This window comes from Pantoea vagans, from assembly GCF_001506165.1.
GTDB lineage: Bacteria > Pseudomonadota > Gammaproteobacteria > Enterobacterales > Enterobacteriaceae > Pantoea > Pantoea vagans_C.
The window spans coordinates 2,490,586-2,511,989 of the sequence record NZ_CP011427.1 but is presented as its reverse complement, the minus strand read 5'-3'; the positions used below and the strand labels follow the sequence as shown (position 1 = coordinate 2,511,989).

The 21,404-nt window shown below is 52.3% G+C and carries 23 protein-coding genes and 3 tRNA genes; 14 read left to right on the top strand and 12 right to left on the bottom strand.

All coding sequences use genetic code 11. The features are described 5' to 3' along the window. Window positions 1-11: 11 nt before the first annotated feature. Window positions 12-611: an NAD(P)H:quinone oxidoreductase gene (wrbA, locus tag LK04_RS11770; protein ID WP_039328941.1), complete on the bottom strand. Its 600-nt coding sequence runs from the start codon at window positions 609-611 to the stop codon at window positions 12-14. A gap of 309 nt (window positions 612-920) precedes the next feature. Here wrbA and LK04_RS20130 point away from each other — a divergent pair, with 309 nt between their 5' ends. Both LK04_RS20130 and LK04_RS11760 read left to right on the top strand, forming a co-directional pair. After that, on the top strand, window positions 921-1,085 hold the full coding sequence (locus tag LK04_RS20130) for a general stress protein (protein ID WP_013508570.1): 165 nt from the start codon (window positions 921-923) through the stop codon (window positions 1,083-1,085). Between the two features lie 108 nt (window positions 1,086-1,193). Next, complete coding sequence (locus LK04_RS11760; RefSeq protein WP_039328939.1) at window positions 1,194-2,108, top strand: DMT family transporter; 915 nt, start codon at window positions 1,194-1,196, stop codon at window positions 2,106-2,108. On the opposite strand, the gene rutG is transcribed toward LK04_RS11760, so the two are convergent. Genes rutG through rutA form a run of 6 tightly spaced genes read right to left on the bottom strand, consistent with a single transcriptional unit; the run spans window position 2,105 to window position 7,057 of the window. Next, the gene (gene rutG, locus LK04_RS11755) at window positions 2,105-3,430 is read right to left on the bottom strand and encodes a pyrimidine utilization transport protein G (protein WP_039328938.1); all 1,326 of its coding nucleotides are present in this window, start codon (window positions 3,428-3,430) and stop codon (window positions 2,105-2,107) included. The two genes, LK04_RS11760 and rutG, sit on opposite strands and share 4 nt — an antisense overlap. Before the next feature lie 45 nt (window positions 3,431-3,475). Continuing rightward, entirely contained in the window at window positions 3,476-3,997 is a 522-nt protein-coding gene (rutF, locus tag LK04_RS11750; protein WP_039328937.1) for an NADH-dependent FMN reductase RutF, read from the bottom strand. A 16-nt stretch (window positions 3,998-4,013) separates the two neighbouring features. Then, the gene (rutD, locus tag LK04_RS11745; RefSeq protein WP_039328936.1) at window positions 4,014-4,817 is read right to left on the bottom strand and encodes a pyrimidine utilization protein D; all 804 of its coding nucleotides are present in this window, start codon (window positions 4,815-4,817) and stop codon (window positions 4,014-4,016) included. Further along, the gene (gene rutC / locus LK04_RS11740; protein WP_039328935.1) at window positions 4,817-5,212 is read right to left on the bottom strand and encodes a pyrimidine utilization protein C; all 396 of its coding nucleotides are present in this window, start codon (window positions 5,210-5,212) and stop codon (window positions 4,817-4,819) included. The genes rutD and rutC overlap by 1 nt, the downstream gene beginning before the upstream one ends. A gap of 43 nt (window positions 5,213-5,255) precedes the next feature. Beyond that, window positions 5,256-5,966: a pyrimidine utilization protein B gene (gene rutB / locus LK04_RS11735; protein WP_039328934.1), complete on the bottom strand. Its 711-nt coding sequence runs from the start codon at window positions 5,964-5,966 to the stop codon at window positions 5,256-5,258. Beyond that, window positions 5,966-7,057, bottom strand: a complete 1,092-nt coding sequence (gene rutA, locus LK04_RS11730) for a pyrimidine utilization protein A (protein WP_039329004.1) — start codon at window positions 7,055-7,057, stop codon at window positions 5,966-5,968. Before rutA ends, rutB begins: the two co-directional genes overlap by 1 nt. Before the next feature lie 307 nt (window positions 7,058-7,364). On the opposite strand from rutA, the gene rutR reads away from it, so the two are divergent. Next, entirely contained in the window at window positions 7,365-8,000 is a 636-nt protein-coding gene (rutR, locus tag LK04_RS11725; protein ID WP_039329002.1) for an HTH-type transcriptional regulator RutR, read from the top strand. A gap of 23 nt (window positions 8,001-8,023) precedes the next feature. After that, complete coding sequence (locus LK04_RS11720; protein ID WP_039328933.1) at window positions 8,024-8,998, top strand: metal-dependent hydrolase; 975 nt, start codon at window positions 8,024-8,026, stop codon at window positions 8,996-8,998. A gap of 38 nt (window positions 8,999-9,036) precedes the next feature. Here the strand turns inward: LK04_RS11720 and cycA are convergent, their stop codons facing one another. Continuing rightward, a complete protein-coding gene (gene cycA, locus LK04_RS11715) occupies window positions 9,037-10,428 on the bottom strand; it encodes a D-serine/D-alanine/glycine transporter (protein WP_039328932.1) in 1,392 nt (463 codons plus the stop codon). Between the two features lie 282 nt (window positions 10,429-10,710). Between cycA and LK04_RS11710 the strand changes: the two genes are divergently transcribed. Then, window positions 10,711-11,409 (top strand): extensin family protein, encoded by a 699-nt coding sequence (locus tag LK04_RS11710; protein ID WP_039328931.1) that lies wholly within the window; start codon window positions 10,711-10,713, stop codon window positions 11,407-11,409. Here the strand turns inward: LK04_RS11710 and LK04_RS11705 are convergent, their stop codons facing one another. After that, a complete protein-coding gene (locus tag LK04_RS11705; protein WP_231568839.1) occupies window positions 11,410-12,144 on the bottom strand; it encodes a DUF4396 domain-containing protein in 735 nt (244 codons plus the stop codon). A 489-nt stretch (window positions 12,145-12,633) separates the two neighbouring features. On the opposite strand from LK04_RS11705, the gene sdiA reads away from it, so the two are divergent. Both sdiA and LK04_RS11695 read left to right on the top strand, forming a co-directional pair. After that, window positions 12,634-13,356, top strand: coding sequence for a transcriptional regulator SdiA (sdiA, locus tag LK04_RS11700; protein WP_039328930.1), 723 nt, complete (start codon window positions 12,634-12,636; stop codon window positions 13,354-13,356). Window positions 13,357-13,478: 122 nt separating this feature from the next. After that, complete coding sequence (locus LK04_RS11695) at window positions 13,479-14,090, top strand: acyl-homoserine-lactone synthase (RefSeq protein WP_039328929.1); 612 nt, start codon at window positions 13,479-13,481, stop codon at window positions 14,088-14,090. Between the two features lie 30 nt (window positions 14,091-14,120). On the opposite strand, the gene LK04_RS11690 is transcribed toward LK04_RS11695, so the two are convergent. Next, a complete protein-coding gene (locus LK04_RS11690) occupies window positions 14,121-14,348 on the bottom strand; it encodes a DUF2594 family protein (protein WP_039328928.1) in 228 nt (75 codons plus the stop codon). A 430-nt stretch (window positions 14,349-14,778) separates the two neighbouring features. On the opposite strand from LK04_RS11690, the gene uvrY reads away from it, so the two are divergent. The 6 genes from uvrY to LK04_RS11660 all read left to right on the top strand — a co-directional run bounded on the left by uvrY (window position 14,779) and on the right by LK04_RS11660 (window position 18,443). Further along, window positions 14,779-15,438: a UvrY/SirA/GacA family response regulator transcription factor gene (gene uvrY / locus LK04_RS11685; RefSeq protein WP_039328927.1), complete on the top strand. Its 660-nt coding sequence runs from the start codon at window positions 14,779-14,781 to the stop codon at window positions 15,436-15,438. After that, window positions 15,431-17,263: an excinuclease ABC subunit UvrC gene (gene uvrC / locus LK04_RS11680; RefSeq protein WP_039328925.1), complete on the top strand. Its 1,833-nt coding sequence runs from the start codon at window positions 15,431-15,433 to the stop codon at window positions 17,261-17,263. The genes uvrY and uvrC overlap by 8 nt, the downstream gene beginning before the upstream one ends. A 68-nt stretch (window positions 17,264-17,331) precedes the next feature. Then, window positions 17,332-17,880, top strand: a complete 549-nt coding sequence (gene pgsA / locus LK04_RS11675; protein ID WP_039328924.1) for a CDP-diacylglycerol--glycerol-3-phosphate 3-phosphatidyltransferase — start codon at window positions 17,332-17,334, stop codon at window positions 17,878-17,880. 274 nt (window positions 17,881-18,154) lie between these two features. Beyond that, a tRNA-Gly gene (locus LK04_RS11670) sits at window positions 18,155-18,230 on the top strand. A 42-nt stretch (window positions 18,231-18,272) separates the two neighbouring features. Next, window positions 18,273-18,346: transfer RNA gene (locus tag LK04_RS11665), tRNA-Cys, on the top strand. Between the two features lie 11 nt (window positions 18,347-18,357). Further along, window positions 18,358-18,443, top strand: a tRNA-Leu gene (locus tag LK04_RS11660). A gap of 133 nt (window positions 18,444-18,576) precedes the next feature. On the opposite strand, the gene LK04_RS11655 is transcribed toward LK04_RS11660, so the two are convergent. Further along, window positions 18,577-20,073 carry a SulP family inorganic anion transporter gene (locus LK04_RS11655; protein ID WP_039328923.1) on the bottom strand — a complete coding sequence of 499 codons (1,497 nt, stop codon included), beginning with the start codon at window positions 20,071-20,073 and terminating at the stop codon, window positions 18,577-18,579. Between the two features lie 154 nt (window positions 20,074-20,227). Beyond that, window positions 20,228-20,485, bottom strand: a complete 258-nt coding sequence (locus LK04_RS11650) for a biofilm/acid-resistance regulator YmgB/AriR (protein ID WP_039328922.1) — start codon at window positions 20,483-20,485, stop codon at window positions 20,228-20,230. Window positions 20,486-20,970: 485 nt separating this feature from the next. Here LK04_RS11650 and LK04_RS11645 point away from each other — a divergent pair, with 485 nt between their 5' ends. Then, the gene (locus LK04_RS11645) at window positions 20,971-21,402 is read left to right on the top strand and encodes a MarR family winged helix-turn-helix transcriptional regulator (RefSeq protein WP_039328921.1); all 432 of its coding nucleotides are present in this window, start codon (window positions 20,971-20,973) and stop codon (window positions 21,400-21,402) included. Window positions 21,403-21,404: the final 2 nt, after the last annotated feature.

The window sequence follows — 21,404 nt, the reverse complement described above, 5'->3', positions numbered from 1 at the left end:
CTGTAGTGGATTTATCCTTGCAGTTTTACCGCCAGTCCGGCGACGTATTGGCCCTGATAGCGGGCAATTTCCAGTTCTTCGGCAGAGGGCTGTCGTGAACCATCACCACCCGCGATCGTGGTGGCGCCATAAGGTGTTCCGCCGCGAACCTGAGAAATATCGAAGAGTTGTTTGGTGCCGTAGCCAATGGGCACAATCACCATGCCGTGATGAGCGAGGGTAGTCCACACCGACGTGATGGTCTGCTCCTGACCACCCCCAGTCCCCGTGGAAGCAAAGACACTGGCGAGTTTGCCGTAAAGCGCGCCTGAGGCCCATAAACCGCCGGTGCGATCCCAGAAGTTGCGCATCTGCCCGGCCATGTTGCCGAAGCGGGTCGGTGTGCCAACAATAATCGCGTCATACTGCGGCAAGTCTTCCGGTTTCGCCTCTGCTGCGGCTTGATTCACCTTGCCACCGACCTGCGCAAATCGTTCAGCTTCCATGCTTTCAGGTACGCGTAATATCGTCACCTCTGCGCCGCTCACGCTTTTTGCGCCTTCAGCCACGGCTTGCGCCATGGTTTCGATATGTCCATACATGGAATAATAAAGCACCAAAATTTTTGCCATGGTTTCCATCCTGCTGAGAGTGATGAGTATTCAGAAGTATAGAAGAGCTTGCGCGGGGTGCTGGAAAGAGGTTAATCAAGCGGGTGAGCCGTTACGCTAAAAGCACGACTAACCGCCTGTATGCCGGACATTTATCTGGTTTTGATGTGATAAATAAGAGGATTATGTGTTTCAAAGTATGAATATCAGCCAGATCTTGCGTGTCATTGGCTATTCTTTCAGCAGGCGGTACGGACATTCCACCGCCTTGCTTTTCACCTCATTGGATGAAAAGTCCTAACCACAGATGCTCAATCCCTGGAGGAAATGATGGCTCAACATCGTGGAGGATCAGGCAATTTCGCCGAAGACCGTGAGAGAGCTGCAGAAGCTGGCCGCAAAGGCGGTAAAAACAGTGGCGGTAATTTTAGAAACGATCCGCAACGCGCTTCTGAAGCGGGTGAGAAAGGGGGACGCAGTCGTAATAAGAAATAACACGGCTGTGATGTTCCCCTCCGCCGGGTTTATCCCGGCGGTCACAGCGATTGCAATTGCCCCACCTCATGAGCAAAAATAACCGCCAATTGATTACTCTGGTGCGTTATGTCCGTTTCAACTTCACGTTTCAGCCTGCGTATTTCTCGTCAGGAACTGGTTCTTATTTTCATCACCATGGTATGGGGTGGAACCTTCCTGGTCGTACATCGGGCGATGGCACACTCCGGCCCCTTTTTCTTTGTCGGGCTACGTTTTGCTACGGCATCGCTGATTCTGGCCTTTTTTTTCCGTCGCTATCTTAAGCAGATGACCTGGCTGGAAATCAAAGCCGGTACGCTGATCGGGCTGGCCATTGCCGGTGGCTATGGTCTTCAGACCTGGGGTATGCAAACCATATCAAGTAGTCAATCGGCCTTTCTGACGGCGCTCTATGTGCCGGTGGTCCCGTTACTGCAATGGCTGTTTCTGCGCCGCCCGCCGGGATTGATGGCGTGGATGGGTATTCTGTTGGCCTTTACCGGACTTGTGCTGGTGGCAGGGCCACAAGATGGCAGCCTGACGTTGAATGCGGGCGAAATCGCCACGCTGCTCAGCACACTGGCGATTGCAGCAGAAATTATTTTGATCAGCCGTTATGCCGGTGAAGTTGATGTGCGCCGTGTCACCTTGATTCAACTGATGGTGGCTTCAGCCTGCGCATTTGTCTTTATGATCCCTAATGGCGAATCAGTGCCAACTCTGTCCGCGCCGCTGTTGTTCAGCGCGCTGGGTCTGGGTGCGGCAAGTGCGCTGATTCAGGTCACCATGAACTGGGCGCAGCGCAGTGTCTCTCCGACGCGGGCAACGGTGATTTATGCGGGTGAACCGGTTTGGGCAGGAGTTGTAGGACGCATTGCGGGCGAGCGACTGCCAGCGGCGGCATTGCTGGGGGGCGCGCTGATTGTCTGCGGGGTGATCGTCAGTGAACTGCGGCTGCGGCGGAAGAAAGCGGTGCCCGATCAGGCACCGCAAGAACCTTAAGGCTGCGGTCGTGCCGCCTGGCTAGCCAGTGCGGCACCGCGACGTTTGAGAATCGCATTGAGAATAATGGCACCAAAAGTCGCTGTACCGATGCCGCCGATGGTGAAACTGCCTATTTTCAACGAGAAATCACCCGCGCCGAGCACCAGCGTAGTGGCAACCATGATCAGATTGCCGTTTTGGCTGAAATCAACGTGGTTCTGCACCCAGATGCGCGCACCCGCCACGGCAATCAAACCGAACACCACAATCGATGCCCCGCCAATTACCGGTCCAGGGATGGTGTGAATCAAGGCGCCAAATTTTGGTGAGAAGCCCAGTACCAAGGCGATAACCGCTGCCGCAACAAATGCCAGCGTTGAGTAGACTTTGGTCACCGCCATTACACCGATATTCTCCGCATAGGTGGTGACGCCACTACCGCCCATTGAACCCGATAGCATGGTCGCCAGGCCATCGCCCACAAACGCACGGCCCATCCAGGGGTCAAGATTACGCCCCGTCATACCCGCTACCGCTTTGATATGACCCAGATTCTCTGCCACCAGAATGATCGCCACAGGGGCAATCATCACAATCGCTTGCATATCAAATACGGGTGCCGTGGTGTGCGGCAGTCCGAACCAGGGGGCAGTGGCCAGGCCACTAAAATCCACCGGTTTACCGAATCCCATCACATTGGTCAGCAGTGCGTAGAGGGCCCAGGCGACAATCAACCCAACCAGAATCAGCAGACGTTGAACCATGCCGCGAGTAAACACCGCCACCACGCCAATACACAGCACGGTCATCACTGCCATCCAGCTGTCGAACATCGATGCCGACACACCGTGCACCGCAATCGGCGCCAGATTGAGGCCAATCGCCATCACCACCGCGCCCGTCACCACCGGTGGCATGAGACGTTCAATCCAGCCGGTGCCCACTTTCATCACCACGAAACCAATCAAGGTGTAGAGCGCACCGCAGGCAATCACTCCGCCTAAAGCCAGCGCCAGATTGGGATTTAGCCCTTGTCCGTTAAATCCGGTGACGGCAATGATCACCCCGACAAACGCCGCACTGGAGCCCAGATAGCTGGGTACGCGGCCACCGGTGACCACAAAGAACAGCAACGTACCGATACCGGAAACCAGAATCGCCAGATTGGGGTCCAGTCCCATTAACAGCGGCATCAGTACCGTTGCGCCAAACATTGCTACAGCATGCTGCAGGCCAAGGACAACGGTCTGCCCGAGTGGCAGCGTTTCATCCGGCGCAATCAGCCCATTTTCAGTCATGGCTGACTTTTTCTGCCAGCGGGGGAACCAGGAATTCGCCATCTTGCTCTCCAGGATGTCAGTGGGATTGGGCCGCACAACGCGGCATTAGCGGGCATCCTGCCGCAAAAGGTGATGATATCCACGGTCAAACCAAGCCAGGCCATGCGAGTCGTCGTTGCGTGCTAATGCCAAGACTTCACAGAACAGCACATCATGTGTACCGACGCTGACCACCTGCGAGACTTTACAATCGAATGAGACCAGTGCGCCCTCCAGCAGGGGGGAGCCGGTCGTCAGCGTGTGCCATCCCGCCTCGGCGAAGCGCTCTGGCATCGGCGTTTTACCGCCAAACAGCGTAGAGAGCGCTTCGTGACCGGCGGCCAGGGTGTTGACACACAAGTGGCCGTTGTCGCGAAAGGTGGGCCACACTGAAGCGGAACGATTGAGGCACACCAGTAGCGTTGGTGGGGTGTCAGTGACGCTACAAACAGCAGAAGCGGTAAAGCCTGCGCGGCCTGCCGGGCCATCGGTGGTGATGATGTTCACTGCGGAGCCCAGCCGTGCCATGGCGTTGCGAAACGCATCGCGGTCTACTTCAGGCATAACCGGCAATTCATGCACACTCATGTCATTGCTCCTGTTATCAACTGACCGCTCGGTGGGGAAGGGGAGCCGTTTCTGCCAACCAGCCCAGTAGCAGCGAGTTAAAGGTATCGGCATCTGTCACGCTCATTGCGTGGCCACCCCAGGCCATCTCAATCAGACTGCCAGCAGGCAGCGCCTGCGCCAGTTGTGGCGAACAACTCCACGGCACCAGCAGATCGTCCTGGCTGTAAATGGCTAACACCGGCTGGGTGATTTTTGCCGCAAACGGGCGAAAATCGCAGTTCATCAGTGCATGCAGGCGGCGCAGCAGATTCTCCATGCCCTGGAAATGTGCCACGTGGTGTGCATCTTCAGCGCAAATACGCACCTGATGGCGGGCCAGCCACTCGGCGGGATAGAGGAACAGCGGCTGAGCACGCACAAAGGCTTCAACCCCCACGTTAAGTAGCAAATCCTGACGGACCCGGAAGCAGCGCTGCGTGTGGGGATCCAGAGACAACCAGCCGTTGATTACCACCACGCGGCCTACACGTTCAGGGAAATCCAGCGCCAGTTGCAGTCCAATCAACCCACCTAGCGCGTGCCCGACAATGTCGTAGTGCTGAATGTCATGCTGTTGCAAAGCGTCAGCCAGCTCTGCCGCCATCATTGCCATACTGTAACCTTCGGGCAGCGTATCCTGGCTGCGCCCGGTGCCACGCTGATCGTAAGTCACCACCCGATAATGTGGCGTCAGTGCGGCCAACTGCGGCTGCCAGAATCCGGCCACGCCGCCCAGCCCAGAGGAGAGCACCAGCGTGGGCGCATCTGCTGCCGTTAATCCCTGAATCTCAAGATGCATTACGCCTCCGGTTTGCCGATGTGCGCCACGCTGGCGATTTCTACCAAGGCTTCAGGTTTTACCAGACCACACTGGATACAGAAGCGAGCCGGTTTATCGCCGGGGAAGTATTCGGCGTAGACCGTATTAATCGCCGCGTAGTTGCTCCAGTCAGTGAGGAAGATGGAGTTAAAGGTGACGTCACTCATCTCGCCACCGGCGGTTTCAATCACCTTTTTAATCGTTTCCAGCACATGACGTGTCTGCGCTGCTGCATCGCCAACGTGCACTACATTGTTGCTGGTATCGAACGGCAGGGTGCCCGAAACATACACCACACCGTCGGCCAGCGTCCCGGGTACAAATGGGGCGATGGGGGTGCCGCTCCCGGCTGGAATAATCACACTCTTCGGCATCGCTATTTTCCTTTTCGTTATGGTTTTGCAGGTGAAAGTGGTTTTAGCCTTTCAAGGCTTCGCAGAACGTATCGGTGTCGCTGACCCAGCCAAAGAAGGTTTCGATGTTGAAGATGGCGGCCTGCTGTGCAAAGGCCGGTCCCGCCTGGTACGTGGCATCTTCCAGAACCACACCGAAGTACTCGAGGAAGAAGCCATCACGCAGCGTCGATTCCACACAGACATTGGTGGCGATACCGGTAAATACCAGATGACGAATACCGCGGCTGCGCAGCATGCTGTCGAGCGGCGTGTTGAAAAAGCCGCTGTAGCGGGGTTTTGGCAACACAATGTCACTCGGTTGCGGGGTCAGTTCATCCACCAGAGCGTAATCCCAGCCCCCTTTTGACAGCAGGGTACCCTGCAACTCTGGACGTTTGCGCATAGTTTTCAGTGCGTTGGATTTGTGGAAGTTCGGCGAACCGGCATCGCCAGCTTCCACATACTGATCGTCCCAGCCATTTTGGAACCAGATGATCTGCACGCCCGCAGCACGCGCAGCGGTGACCGCCTGATGAATTTTGGCGATCACCGGTTTGGTCGCGGAGACGTCAAACCCTGCAAGATCAAGATACCCGCCTTCGGTGGCATAGGCGTTTTGCATATCCACCACAATTAGCGCGCTCTGCGCTGGCGGCAGCGCAATGGCTTCCGGGCGAGCGGGCAAGGTAATGTTCGGTAAGCTGGACGTATGGGCGCAAACAACAGTACTCATCAGGCAACCTCCTTCTGCGAAGCGATTAACTCTTGGCGACATTTCATCAATGGCTGGATACGTTCACCGAAGGCTTCAATACCTTCCAGGAAATCATCAAAGGTCAGTAACACGCCCTGCGCGCCCTCGACCAAAGCAACCTCATCCAACATTCGTGCCACATTGGCGTAAGAACCGACCAGCGTGCCCATATTGATGTTGACTGCTGAAGTGGGGTCAGCCATCTGGCGCACATTGGTATCACTGCCGGATTTAGTGTCTTGCTGGCTTTGCGTGGTCAGCCAGGCAAGAGCCTCTTCGTCAGCACCGGCTTTGTAATGCTCCCATTTGGCGCGTGCGGCTTCGTCGGTTTCGGCGGCAATGATCATAAACAGCACGTAGGAACCCACATCGCGACCTGCTTTATCTGCCGCTTGTTTCATGCGTGCGGCTGTCGGTGCGAACGCCGTTGGCGTGTTGACGCCTTTACCAAAGCAGAAGTTGTAATCTGCGTGCTGCGCTGAGAAGGCCATGCCGGCATCGCTCTGCCCGGCACAAATCACTTTCATTGGTTTTTGTGGCTGTGGGCTGACGCGACAGTCGTTCATGGTGAAAAATTCACCTTTGAAGTCGCTCTTACCGCTGCCCCACAAATCGCGCAGTACCGTGACGTACTCCGTCAGGTATTGATAACGGCTGGAAAAGTATTCATCGCCGGGCCAGAGCCCCATCTGTTCGTACTCAGGCTTTTGCCAGCCGGTAACGAGATTGACGCCAAAGCGACCATTCGAGATGGAGTCGATGGTGGAAGCCATGCGTGCCACAATCGCTGGCGGCAGCGTCAGAGTGGCTGCGGTGGCATAAATTTCAATGCGTGAGGTCACCGCCGCGAGTCCCGCCATCAGGGTGAAGGATTCGAGGTTGTGATCCCAAAACTCGGTTTTCCCACCGAAGCCGCGCAGTTTGATCATCGATAGCGCGAAGTCGAAGTGGTAGTGCTCGGCCTTCAGCACAATCTCTTTATTCAGTTCAAAAGTCGGTTTGTACTGCGGCGCATGGGTGGATATGAGCCAGCCATTGTTGCCAATCGGGATAAAGACGCCAATTTTCATGTGAAACCTCTCTGCAATGAACGGGAACTGCTTCACGCGCTGCGCTGCTTCCTGCACGCATCCTGCTGGCGGCGCTCAGTCACAAAATTGCAAAGCCTGTGCCACATTTTTAAAGGCCTTTAACAACAATGTGTTAAAAACGTGAGGTGATATAAAATGGAGTAAGTGGTCCAAAACAGACCGTTTGGTCAAAACGTTATGCACATTTTTCATGCGTATCATGGTCAAAAAAGGTGCATATCGGCGATTAGGCAGGAATCGAGGCCTTTGTTATGATGCGATGACGCAGGATGGAAGAGGTAACAGTGTGAAAAGCGATGAAAAAAAGCCAGGGCGACGCTCGCGCGCAGTGGCGGCAAAACGTGCCGCGATTCTGGAAGCGGCGTTAGCCTTCTTCTCGCAATACGGTATTCATGGCACCAGCCTCGATAAAGTGGCGGAGCGCGCCGACGTCTCGAAGACCAATTTACTTTACTACTATCCGTCAAAAGAGCTGTTGTATGTGGCGGTACTGAAAGAGATTCTGGATGTGTGGCTGGCCCCTTTACGCGCCTTGCAGCATGATCACGACCCGCTAACCGCCATTCGGAAATATATCCGTCTTAAGCTGGAAGTGTCGCGCGATCATCCACAGGCCTCACGCCTGTTTTGTCTTGAGATGCTACAAGGCGCGCCCTTGCTGAAAGGTGAATTAGCCGGGGACTTAAAAGCGCTGGTGGATGAGAAGGCGGCGATTATTGAGCAGTGGATCGCTGAAGGGCGCTTAGCCGGCGTGCAACCACAGCATCTGTTTTTCCTGCTGTGGGCCACGACGCAGCATTACGCTGATTTTGCCTCACAGGTGGAAGCGATTACCGGCCAGACTTTAAGTGACCCTGAGTTCTTTGAGCAGACGCTGGATAATGTACAGCGCATGATTATTGAAGGGATCCGCGTGCGCTGATCCCGCTTTTGCCAGGAGAGTGCATGGATTCGCTATCGCAGTTAACGTTGGGCGCGGCGGTTACTGTCGCCGTGATGGGCAAACGCGTGCCGTTGTGGCAATCGGCGTTGGTCGGCGCTATCGCCGGTACTTTGCCCGACCTCGATGTGTTTATCGATCACGGCGATGCAATTCGCAATATGACGCTGCATCGCACCGAAAGTCATGCATTGCTTTTGCTGACGCTGGTGGCGCCGTTGCTTGGCTGGCTGGTCGCTCGTGCCACACGCAGCCGTGAATACTGGCGCAGTTGGTGTCTGGCAATCTGGCTGGCGCTGATCACCCATCCTTTGCTCGATCTAACAACGGTATACGGTACGCAATTGGGCTTACCCTTTACCGATTTCCCCTACGCTATCGGCAGTATGTACATTATCGACCCACTGTATACCTTGCCGCTGTTGATAGCCCTGGTGATTGCATTATGGCGGCGGGACAGGGTGGGATTGCTCTGGAACCAGGCTGGATTGCTGGTGAGTACGCTCTATTTAGGCTGGAGTATGGTGGTGCAGTGTGTGGCGACGCAGCATATTGAGCAGGATTTAGTGCAGCAGTCTGTCACGCCACAGCAGGTGTTGGTGACCCCAACTGCCTTTAATACTTTGGTGTGGCGCACCGTGATCATGACACCGGACCAGTATGGCGAGGCGTATTGGTCATTGATGTCCCCGGACCGTCCGCTTGAGATTAGCTGGCACCCTCGTCATCCAGAGCTGTTCGCTGCTTTTAAAGGACAGTGGCATGCTGAGCGCGTGGCATGGTTTAGCCATGGTTTTTACGCCATGAGGCAGCAAGGTGAGGACACTTTGATGTCGGATTTACGCATGGGCGAGACGCCCAATTACACCTTCACCTTTGATCTGGGATCGCCACAATCCCCTGATCTGGCACCAGAAAGAGAACCTTCGGTACGACCCTCGCTGGCGCAGGCATGGCATAAACTGCGGGAGCGGTTATAAAAAAAGGCCCCATAGAGGGGCCTTTTTTATGAGCTGAATCAGGCTTTACGACGACGTAACAGCCAGCCCATGGTCAGAATGACGAACCACAGTGGCGTCACCATCAGCGCCTGACGAGTATCTTCCTGTAAAGTCAGCAGCACTAACACAAAGGCGAAGAACGCCATGCATACCCAGCACATAAACTTGCCCAACGGCATCTTAAACTTCGATTCCGCATGGCGTTTTGGATGCTGCTTGCGATACGCGAGGTAGCTGCACAGGATAATGGTCCAGACAAACATAAACAGAATCGCCGAAACCGTGGTGACCATGGTGAACACGGTCATCACATCCGGGATCAGGTAAATCAGCGCCACGCCACCCAGCAGACAGAAGCAAGAGAAGAATAAACCGGTTGTTGGGACGGCGCGGGAAGACAAGCGACCAAAGGCTTTATGCGCCACGCCCATCTCCGCCAGACCAAACAACATACGGCTGGTGGAGAAAATACCGCTGTTAGCGGACGATGCCGCAGAGGTCAGTACCACAAAGTTAACGATGCTGGCCGCGGCAGGTAACCCGATTAACACAAACATCTCAACGAACGGGCTACGATTTGGCAGCACCTGATTCCACGGAGTTACCGCCATGATCACCAACAGCGCCAGCACGTAAAACATAATGATACGAATCGGGATGGCATTAATCGCGCGTGGCAGCACTTTGTGCGGATCTTTGGTCTCTGCTGCCGCAGTGCCCACTAATTCCACACCGACAAAGGCAAACACAGCGATCTGGAAACCAGCAAAGAAGCCACTCAGGCCTTTCGGGAACATGCCGCCGTGATCCCAGATATTACTTAATGACGCAGTGGTGCCACCAGGTGATGGATAATGCATGGCGACCAACACAATGCCGGTCACAATCAGCGCCACAATCGCCACAATTTTAATAATCGCGAACCAAAACTCCATCTCACCAAATAACTTCACGGTGGCAATGTTGAGGGCCAGGAACACGAAAATACACAGCAGGGCGCTCATCCACACGGAAAAGCCTGGGAACCACAGTTGGAAATAGGAGCTAATCGCCACCACGTCCGCAATTCCGGTCACCACCCAACAGAACCAGTAGGTCCAGCCGGTAAAGTACCCCGCCCAAGGACCAAGTAGATCAGCGGCGAAATCGCTAAACGATTTGTACTCGAGATTGGAAAGCAGCAACTCACCCATTGCGCGCATAACAAAAAACAGCATAAAACCGATGATCATATAAACAAAAATGATCGACGGACCGGCCAGGCTAATGGTTTTGCCCGACCCCATAAAGAGCCCGGTACCGATAGCGCCGCCGATAGCGATGAGCTGAATATGACGATTATGCAAACTACGTTGGAGTTTTTCCGGTTGGTTGGCCTCGATAAGCGCCTCTTTGGATTGATCAACCATAAATATATCTTTCCTGTTTTGATGTTGTGTCAGCTCTGCTGGCTGTTTGATATTGTGCCGCTATAAGGGCAAGTGGCATAAGATAGTGGAAAGGCAGCGACTCTCGGTAATTGTTTTTTAACAATTGTGAGCTTTTACGCGCTTTACTCTGTCAGTAATTATTTACATGGGATCTTCATCCGCTATTTTGCGTAAATCTTCCACAATAAAGCCTTTTTTGTGTTGGTTTACCCTTCGCCTCCTACACTTACGAGTTCTTATAAAAAGAAAGGGTGAGGTGTTGTGCGCGCAATCATTGCCATAGCCATTCTGGCGTTGTGTGGCTGGTGGAGCATTCCCTGGCTGAAAACGCATTTGCCCGCGCAATGGAATCCCTTCACGTCATTGGCCATGACCGATCCACCGGGTTGGATGATGCGTTATAAACTGCAACGACTCAGTCGTGACCCTGCTGCCTGCCTTGCGGTACTGGAAAGTGCGAAACAGCTGGGCTTCATCCAATATCGTGTTGTGCCTACTCTCCAGGGCGATTGCCCCCTGGAGCAGCCGCTGCGCGTAAGTGGGTTTGGTGAGGTGGGGTTGAGCAGCTCTTTCCTTGCCAGCTGTCCGATGGCGGTGAGCAGCACTCTGTTTGTAGTGAACAGTCAACTGGCCTTAAAGCAGGCAGGGATCAACAGCCCACTTCGCCGTATCGCGCATGTGGGGAGCTATGCGTGCCGCAATATTTATCATCGCCAGCAAGGGCGCTTAAGTGAACATGCGACAGCGGATGCTTGGGATATCAGCGGATTTCAGCTGGCCAATGACCGCTGGTTGCAGGTGGGGAAGAACTGGCAACAACCCGCTGATGCGGCAACGGCCTTGCACGCGCTGTGGCGCACGGGTTGCGCCACCTTTGGTAATGCGCTGGGGCCGGACTACAACGCCGCGCATGCCGCGCATTTCCACCTTGGTATGCGCGGGGCAGGTTACTGTCGTTGACTAAACAGCGGGATTAAGCCCACGTTTTATCAGGAAATGATTAGCAGGCCAGGAGAACAGGAAGCCGATCATCATCGCTAATTGCAACATAAACCAGAACCCCACCAGGAATGGATTGATCTGCTGGTTAAGCACGAACTTTAGGGCCAGCGCCATAAAGATAAAAATGCCTAATTGATAAATCAGCAGCGGAAAAGTTTCTGTTTTTAATGCTAATAATAAGGCACGGCCAAATGAACGTTTTTCACGCTGGCGAATGGCGAGAAACTGCAAAAATAAACCGACCAGCAAGGAAACTATCACGCAAATAACCCCCTGAAGCCAAAGCGTGGGGTTAATAGCGAACTGATTTAGTAAGGTGACTATCGGGATTGTCATTATATCGCCAAATATACAGGCAGCGGCAGATAATGAAGTGGAAATAAATATGGTTTGCCAGCTAGCGTAACCCTGTATTTTTTGCGGAACCAGCAGCGCAAGTTTAACCTGTCGCGAGGGTTTACGACCCAGATACCACCATGCGAGCCAGCCAATGAAGGGCATATACAAGCCTGTGAGTGGCCAGATGATATTCATCACCGCCACGGGATGTGGATGGCGGAAAAGGTCTTTTAAGATCATCAGGGCTGTGCAGCCGCCCAATACAAGGAAAGGTAATGCCAACTGGTTCAACATAGTCAGTTCCGCTGTTATCCCAAAAACGCGCGACAATGCGGCTGAGCCGTGCTGCGGCATTGTCTCCCCTTTGCTAAATCCCGTGGCATGATGCACCGCTATCCTCTAAGAGTAGCTGGAAAAGAGGGTGACGGAAATCACGCTGTACTGTTCACCGCAGAAGCCACAAAGATTAAGAATGAACCTCATTGCCGCCTCACGCTAAATATCCCTGTACCTTAAGTATCCGCTCTGAAGGTGAGTGATTTCGGTTAATGACGATGCTAAAAATTTATCAATCTAATGATAATTTTCAATGAATCGGGTGATTGAAACGTCTTCGGAAAAATCCTATTCTAATCAGCTAAGACGATTAAAATTGTGAAGCTATTGGCAAAAAATACCTGCTCGCACACTCTCATTACGGTAACGCATTGACATCTGGATAGTTATGATTGTTACCGCAAGTGCTGCTTTCATTTCAATCAATATTTTTTCTCATGTTAATTAATTTTTATGTTAATCAGAACGAATAACAAGGTAAAAGCGTGAAACAACGCTGAGGCAATAATGACTACCGATAATTATTTCGTCTGGCGAGGCGATACTGAAAATGAATTTCAGGCGCTGACGGAAGTGTTGCAATTGAAAGCGCTATTACAAAAGCACATAGAAGCGTTGGGTTTTGATTCATTCGCTTTTTTGGTTCAGCACCCGGTGCCTTTTACCCGGCCTCGTGTGTTTTTGTTTAGTACTTACCCTGAGAGCTGGGTAAAGCGCTATGAAAGCGAAAATTATTATACCGTGGATCCGGTGCTGCTACTTTGCCAGCGGCCGGGACGTGGCGTGGAATGGACGCGTGATTTATTTACTGGCGCAGGCAATTTGTGGGCTGAGGCTAACGCGGCAGGGCTCAATAGCGGCTTTTCCTGTTCAGCAATGGCGTCAAATCGTGCCATTGGTATATTATCTATTGCATCATCGATTCATAGTCAGACTCAACACTTACGCGTTCAGCTAGAAGTGAAACTTCATTTCCTGGCGGAACTGAGTTTGCGCGTGCTGGAGCGGCTGAACGATAGTTCTATGGCAGTTTTATCTAATGATTTTAGTCAACGCGAACTGGAAATCCTGAAATGGACGGCAGAAGGGAAAACCTCTGCGGAAATTTCACTTATTTTAGCGATATCTGAACATACGGTGAATTTTCACCAAAAGAATATGCAAAAACGTTTTAATGTTTCCAATAAAACGCAGATTGCCTGTTATGCAGCAGCGATTGGCTTGATATAGCAAAAAGGCAACTACTAATTTTAGTAGTTCCCAGCCAAAGGTCAGTTGTCTACCCTGCGCCGGAACTTTGCCAGGCTGGCGCAAAGAAATCATTGCAAACATGGGGATGTCAGAGGCGCATGATGAAAATAATTCAAACACAGCTTAAGGATATGCCGTCCTCTTTGTTGGCCGAATTGGGAACTTACCGGTATAGCGTTTTTGCGCGTGGAGAAGGATGGTCTATTCCTCCGAGGCTGAGCACGCCTGGACAGGAATACGATCGATTCGATCGTTCCGATGTGACTTGGCTGATAGCCTGGAATGCGCGCCAGGGTATCTGCGGGTGCGCGCGTCTGCTGCCCTGGCATGAGCCTGAAGTGCCCGAAGGCATCGTGCTGCCGTTTGATCAAAACAAAGTGTGGGAAATGTCGCGCTTTTCGGCCCGTCTTGAAGTAGACGCAGAGTTGCCACTCAATATTTTATGGCATTCAGTGCAGATGGCAGAATTGAATGGCATGGATTTTCTGATTAGTTCAGCCACGCCGATGCTGGAGAAAATGTTTGAACGGCATCAGGTGGTGTACGAACCGCTGTCACCCGGTTTGATTCAGTCTGAAGATAATTTGTTTGCCATAAGAATACCGGTTCAGCAACCGGCACTGGCAGAGAAGTACCGTGGTACACGACGTTTCGGCCCTGAAGAAGTGCTGCCTACACTGGGCGTGTCGGTCAACTGGCAGGCGCATAGCTAATCACCCCGCGCCATGCGCGGGGCTGGCCGCTTACTGACGATAAGCGGTTTTGATTTGGCGAATGGTGTTGCTAAACACTTCCGCCTGCGGTTTATCAACTAATGCGCTCTGAACATAGCGCTCCATATTGATAATCACTTTGCCCGCATCGGCTTGACCCATACCTTTCAGGATCAGCGTCACCATCATTTTCAGACAGGCCACTTCATCTGCCAGCGCCTGGGTTTCCTGCGAAGTTGAAAAGTCTTCATCACTCATAATTGACTCCTTGGTGGTGTTACTCGATGTTGGCACATTACCTGTGCGTAAAAAACAGAGTATATCATAAGGTTGTTTGAGGAATTTAGGCCAGGCGAAGCGGTAAATGTCATGCGGGTGATTAATTGCTGTTCGCGCTATTTATCACCAGAGAAGAATGAAAAAAATTCCCTATTTATTTCGTCGTGATATCACAGGCATGAGAAAATGTTATAAATTATAACATAATGATATTAATCACAATTTTGAATTTTAATTCTTGCATGTTAATGCGTTATACACAAATGACAAGGGCCGAGTGGGCCTAATTGATTTACATCATTTCAATTGGGATTTATCTGCGTTACCAGATGTTATTTCCTCCGCAAACCCGGTAAGATGGCCTCCCAGTAATATATTTTCCCTTCACTAACCTGCGGAGTACGTCCCGTTGATCAGCCTGCTTCTTGTTGATGACCATGAACTGGTACGCGCCGGTATTCGCCGTATTCTTGAAGATATGAAGGGACTCGTGATTGCCGGGGAAGTGGCCTGTGGCGAAGATGCGGTTAAATGGTGTCGCAGTAACCCGGTTGACGTGGTGCTGATGGACATGAATATGCCCGGCATTGGTGGCCTCGAGGCCACACGCAAAATCGTGCGTTTTAATCCTGACATCCGCATCATTATGCTCACCATTCACACCGAAAATCCGCTGCCGGCGAAAGTGATGCAGGCCGGTGCTTCGGGGTATTTGAGTAAAGGTGCTGCGCCGCAGGAAGTGGTGAGTGCGATTCGTTCTGTGCATTCCGGGCAACGCTATATCGCGTCTGATATCGCTCAGCAAATGGCACTCAGCCAGATCGAGCCGCAAAAAGCAGAATCTCCGTTCAGCTGTTTGTCGGAACGGGAATTGCAGATTATGCTGATGATCACCCGAGGGCAAAAGGTGACGGACATTTCCGAGCAGCTCAATCTTAGCCCGAAAACCGTTAACAGCTATCGTTATCGCATGTTCAGCAAACTGAATATCAGTGGCGACGTAGAGTTAACGCATTTGGCCATTCGTCATGGCCTGTTCAATGCGGAGCCATTAATCAGTAGTGAGTGACGTTTTCAACTCCAAAGCCTTTCTCAGCACCGTGACCAGTCAGCCCGGCGTCTACCGTATGTATGACGCGACAGGCACGGTGATCTATGTTGGCAAAGCCAAAGACCTCAAAAAGCGTCTGACCAGCTATTTTCGTACCCAAGTGGGCAGTCGCAAGACCGAGGTATTGGTCAGTAACATTCACAATATTGATGTCACCGTCACCCACACCGAAACCGAGGCGTTGCTGCTTGAGCATAATTACATCAAGCTCTATCAGCCGCGCTACAACGTGTTGTTGCGCGATGATAAATCCTATCCGTATATTTTCCTGAGTGCTGACGCGCATCCACGGTTGGCCATGCATCGCGGCGCTAAGCATGCTAAAGGTGAATACTTTGGGCCATTCCCCAATGGTTACGCCGTGCGCGAAACTCTGGCCTTGCTGCAAAAAGTATTCCCCATTCGTCAGTGTGAGAACAGCGTGTATCGCAACCGCTCTCGCCCCTGTCTGCAATACCAAATTGGACGCTGCCTTGGCCCCTGTGTCGCCGGTCTGGTGACAGAAGAGGAGTATCGACAGCAAACCGATTACGTACGACTTTTTCTTGCGGGTAAAGATGATCAAGTGATCAACCAACTGGTCAAACGCATGGAAGAGGCCAGCCACGGATTACGCTTCGAAGAAGCCGCACGTCTGCGCGATCAGATTCAGGCGGTACGCCGTGTGACGGAAAAACAGTTTGTATCGAATCAAGGCGATGACCTGGATGTGATGGGCGTGTCATTCGATGCTGGCATGGCGTGCTTGCACGTGCTGTTTATTCGCCAGGGTAAAGTGTTGGGCAGCCGCAGCTACTTCCCGAAAGTGCCTGCTGATACGGAATTAACCGAAGTGGTGCAAACCTTTGTCGGCCAGTTTTATCTGCAGGGCAGTGAAGCACGCACCTTGCCCGCCGATATTCTGCTCGACTTCAATTTACCCGAACGTGAATTGCTGGCTGAGTCGTTGAGCGAGTTAGCCGGGCGTAAAGTGAACATCCAGAGTAAACCGCGTGGCGATCGCGCGCGCTATCTCAAGCTGGCACGCACCAATGCCGCGACAGCATTGACCACTAAACTTTCCCAGCACTCGACTATTCAACAACGGCTCGCGGCGCTGGCGGTGTTTCTTGAGCTTGATAGCATCAAACGCATGGAGTGCTTCGACATCAGTCACACCATGGGTGAGCAGACGATTGCCTCCTGTGTGGTGTTTAACCGTGATGGCCCACTGCGTTCAGACTATCGCCGCTATAACATTGAAGGCATCACGCCGGGGGATGATTACGCGGCGATGAATCAGGTGTTACGCCGTCGCTACGGCAAAGCGCTGGAACAAGACAAGATCCCAGATGTAATTATCATTGACGGGGGAAAAGGTCAGTTGGCGCAAGCGAAGCAAGTGTTTGCCGAACTGGATGTGCCATGGGATAAAGATCGACCCATTCTGCTGGGCGTGGCAAAAGGTAGCGATCGCAAAGCCGGGCTGGAAACTCTGTTTTTCGAAGCGGAAGGAGAGGGCGTCTCCCTGCCGCCGGATTCGCCAGCACTGCATGTCATTCAACACATTCGTGATGACTCTCACAATCATGCAATTTCAGGGCACCGGAAAAAACGCGCGAAAGTGAAGAACACCAGTGCACTGGAAAGCATAGAAGGCGTAGGGCCAAAACGGCGTCAACAGCTGCTTAAGTACATGGGTGGCCTGCAACCGCTGATGAATGCCAGCGTTGATGAGATAGCGAAAGTACCTGGGATTTCCTTTGCACTGGCGGAAAAAATATACCACTCGCTGAAACACTAACGTTGAAACAGGGGGGGCAATGTAGGAACATACGTTAAATCCTACCCACACCAGACAGTTACTGGCATATGCAATTTAACATTCCGACGTGTCTTACCCTGTTTCGAGTTGTACTGATTCCTTTCTTCGTGCTGGCATTCTATCTGCCATTTCACTGGGCGCCTTTTGTCACCGCGCTGATATTTGTGATTGCCGCGATAACTGACTGGTTTGATGGCTTCCTTGCCCGTCGCTGGAAGCAGACCACGCGTTTTGGCGCGTTCCTTGACCCTGTCGCTGATAAAGTGATGGTGGCGATTGCTCTGGTGCTGGTGGCGGAACATTTTCACGCCTGGTGGATTACCTTACCTGCTGCCACCATGATTGCGCGTGAAATCATTATCTCTGCCTTACGTGAGTGGATGGCGGAGATTGGTAAACGCAGCAGCGTTGCCGTGTCATGGATTGGTAAAGTCAAAACCACTGCGCAGATGTTCTCACTGTTTGTCCTGTTATGGCGCCCGGATGCCACTGTCGTGGGTGTTGGTGTGGTGGCGTTGTATATCGCAGCGGTGCTGACCTTCTGGTCAATGTTCCAGTATTTGAGCGCAGCACGCGGCGATTTGCTCGATAGCTGATCGATACGATTCAAAAAGCAGCAAACGGACGCACTGCGTGGATAATTCTGTTGACTCATTGCGTCAGATAAGTAGAATGCATCGCATCGAACGGCAGCGAGTCTGCAAGAAGCTGAGTGAAATCAGTGAGTTCGGTAAGGAACGAAGTACAGAATCGAGTATTTCAGTTTGCAGCAAGGCGGCAATTGAGCGAGTACCATGTCACTTACATCAGTAAGTGACCTGGTTGAGTGAAAGCAGCCAACGCAGTTAGCGACTCAAATACGAAGATTATGCGGGAATAGCTCAGTTGGTAGAGCACGACCTTGCCAAGGTCGGGGTCGCGAGTTCGAGTCTCGTTTCCCGCTCCAAATTTAGTGACCTGTTTTTAACGGGTGACATATCAGAATAAAGGCGCGTTGGCAGAGTGGCCATGCAACGGATTGCAAATCCGTCTACCTCGGTTCGACTCCGGGACGCGCCTCCAATTTACACCCTGCCCGGGTGGTGAAATCGGTAGACACAAGGGATTTAAAATCCCTCGGCTTATGGCTGTGCGGGTTCAAGTCCCGCCCCGGGCACCATATTTAGCTAGACCTAAAACCAAATAAAATCAAAGCAATATGCAGTAATGTCGTGACCGCCTAAGGGCGGTTTTTTTGTTTTTGTCGTGTCCAATATATCAATAGGGGAGGCCCTCAGGCCTCCCTAAAAAACTTATCCCAGATTGCCACTCAATCGATCGCGGAAATCGCTGCTGCGGTTATCTAATCCAATAAACTGTACCGCTGCGCCGTGACGCTGATAGCGATGCTCAATCGCATCGAGTGCCGCGACGCTCGACGCATCCCAGATTTGCGCATGAGTCAGGTCAATGGTGACGATTTTAGGGTCGTGACCGTAGTCGAAGTGTTCAAACAGATCGTTACTGCTGCCGAAGAACAGCGGTCCGCGCACGGTGTAATGCACCTGCTCACCGTCTTCACTCAACTTACGTTCAGCGTGGATAACGTGCGCTATGCGGCGTGCAAACAGCATCATGGCGAGAATGACACCAATCAGAACGCCCAGTGCCAGATTGCCTGTCCATACGGTGACGGCCACGGTAAGTACCATAACTGAGGTTTCGGACCACGGCATACGTTTGAGCGTTGCCGGTTGCAGACTATGCCAGTTCACTGTTTTGACAGCGACCACCATCATGATACCTGCCAGAACCACCATCGGGATCTGCGCCATAATGTGGCTCAAACCCGTGACCAGCAACAGCAGCACGATACCCGCTGCAATAGTAGATACTCGGGTACGCGCTTTGCCCAATTCCACGTTGACGATGGTCTGACCGATCATCGCACAGCCGGCAATGCCGCCATAGAATCCAGCAAGGATATTGCCCACGCCAAGAGCCCAGGATTCACGGCGTTTACCTGAAGGGGTATCCGTAATATCGTCAACCAGTTTCGCCGTGAGTAGCGACTCCATCAGACCAACAAAGGCAATACTTAGCGCTGTAGGCCAGACGATTTGTAGCGTTTGCAGATTAAAAGGGACTAACAACGTGGTAAAACCTGGAAGGCCCGCACTCATTGGCCCCTCATCGCCGACGTTGGGTACCCGATAACCCATCAGGAGCGCCACACCGGTGACCACCACAATCGCCACCAGCGGGGATGGAACGCTTTTCAGGATTTTTGGCAGTAACAGCACTATTGCCAGGGTGGCAGCAAACAGCACCCAAACCAATCCTGACTGCCCCCAAACGTGCGGGACTTGTGCAAAGAAAATTAATATTCCGAGCGCATTCACAAAGCCGATCATCACCGAGCGCGGAATATAGCGCATCATGCGGGATAATCCTGCCAGGCCGAAGATGATCTGGATAATGCCCCCCAGGATCACGGCCGGTAAGATGTACTCCACGCCGTGAACGTGCACCATCGGGCCAATGACCAGCGCTACCGAACCGGCTGCTGCGGTGACCATCGCCGGACGTCCGCCAAGAATGGAGAGCGTCAGGCAAAGTACGACCGAAGCGACCAGGCTCACTTTGGGGTCGACGCCGGCTATCACAGAAAAGGAGATGACTTCAGGAATCAGTGCCAGCGCGGTGATGACACCCGCCAGGCACTCTCGGGTCAGTAAAGCAGGCGAGCGTAGCACGCTGCCCACCGTGATATCGTTCACCGCTGGGGCGTGTTCAGTGGGTTGGCTCATAAATTTTGCAGGCTCTTTTATTATTTTGCGCATGCTGTCACGGCATGGCAGTAACCAGATGGAAATCAGACGAGGAAGATGTTAACTGGCAAAGCTGAAGGGTGCTAGTAAAAAGGGTAGGCAAACAAGTGTGATTCCGTCCCTGGAATCGATATTAAACCTGAATATCGTCTGGCGTTTTATTCACCACCAGTTCCAGTAAATGACGATAAATATCTAAGGTGATGACATCACTTTCCATTTCCAGACGCTGGATTAACGAAGCGATAATCGTCTTATTCGTCACCTGCATACCACATTGCAGGATTTCCGCAATAATTTGACCAAACATTTCCATCTCAACGCTGTCGCTGTTACCTGCAAGTTTAAAGTAGTCAGCGATGGCTTCGCTGCTGGTCGCAGTATTTTGCATGTGTGAAGCCCTTATGATCGGTCTGTTGGCAGAGATGCCTTCAGCTCCATGATGAAAAAATACGTGCGGACAGGCACGTATGACCCAAACTCATCAACCAACGCAAAAAAGACACCTCTGAAGGTGGAAATCCAATACACCTTCAGAGGCGACGCAATATGCATCATTCGTTACGGAGCCATTAGCTGGCTCACGGGAGGTAAAGTTATAAAATTTGATGTAACTTGTACAAGTAGTTTTTTGTGCATAATGTGCTAATCGTTAAAATACAATAAGTTAAATTGATGCATGAGATTGAAAACTTATACAAAAAGGTTGTACAGCATCGATATCATCATCATGTTGTACAATAAAAAGGGGGAGCAGAGCGCAGGGGATGTGTGCAATTGACGGTGGCAATGTAAGCAAACTTTTCAATGGCACTCGGCTTTGCTTATAATAACGCACCCGTTTAGTTAGAAACCTAACCATTAGGCTACTACGTTTTGAGCGACTATCCACAACCTTTTTCTCGTTTATTACATCTCACTGCGCACGCATGGCGTCTGGCGGTGGATCGCCGCCTGAAAGAGAGCGGTCTGAGTATGAGCAGCTGGATGGCGATCGCCACCGTCGCTACCGCCAATGAACCGCCAACACAAAAAGCACTGGCACAACTGCTGGGCCTGGAAGAGGCGAGTGTGGTGCCTTTGGTCGATCGATTGGTCAAGCAGCAATTGCTGGCGCGCGTGCAGCCGAAAGAGGATCGTCGTAAACGTCTGCTGGTGCTGACAGAGCAAGGAAGTGTGGCCTTTGCTGAGGTCAAAACACAGGCGGATGCCCTGCGCGCGCAGCTGCTGGCGGACATCGACCCTGACGCACTGGCGGTAACCGAAAAAGTGCTGCAACAACTGCTGGCTAAATTGGGAAGCAGCTAGTC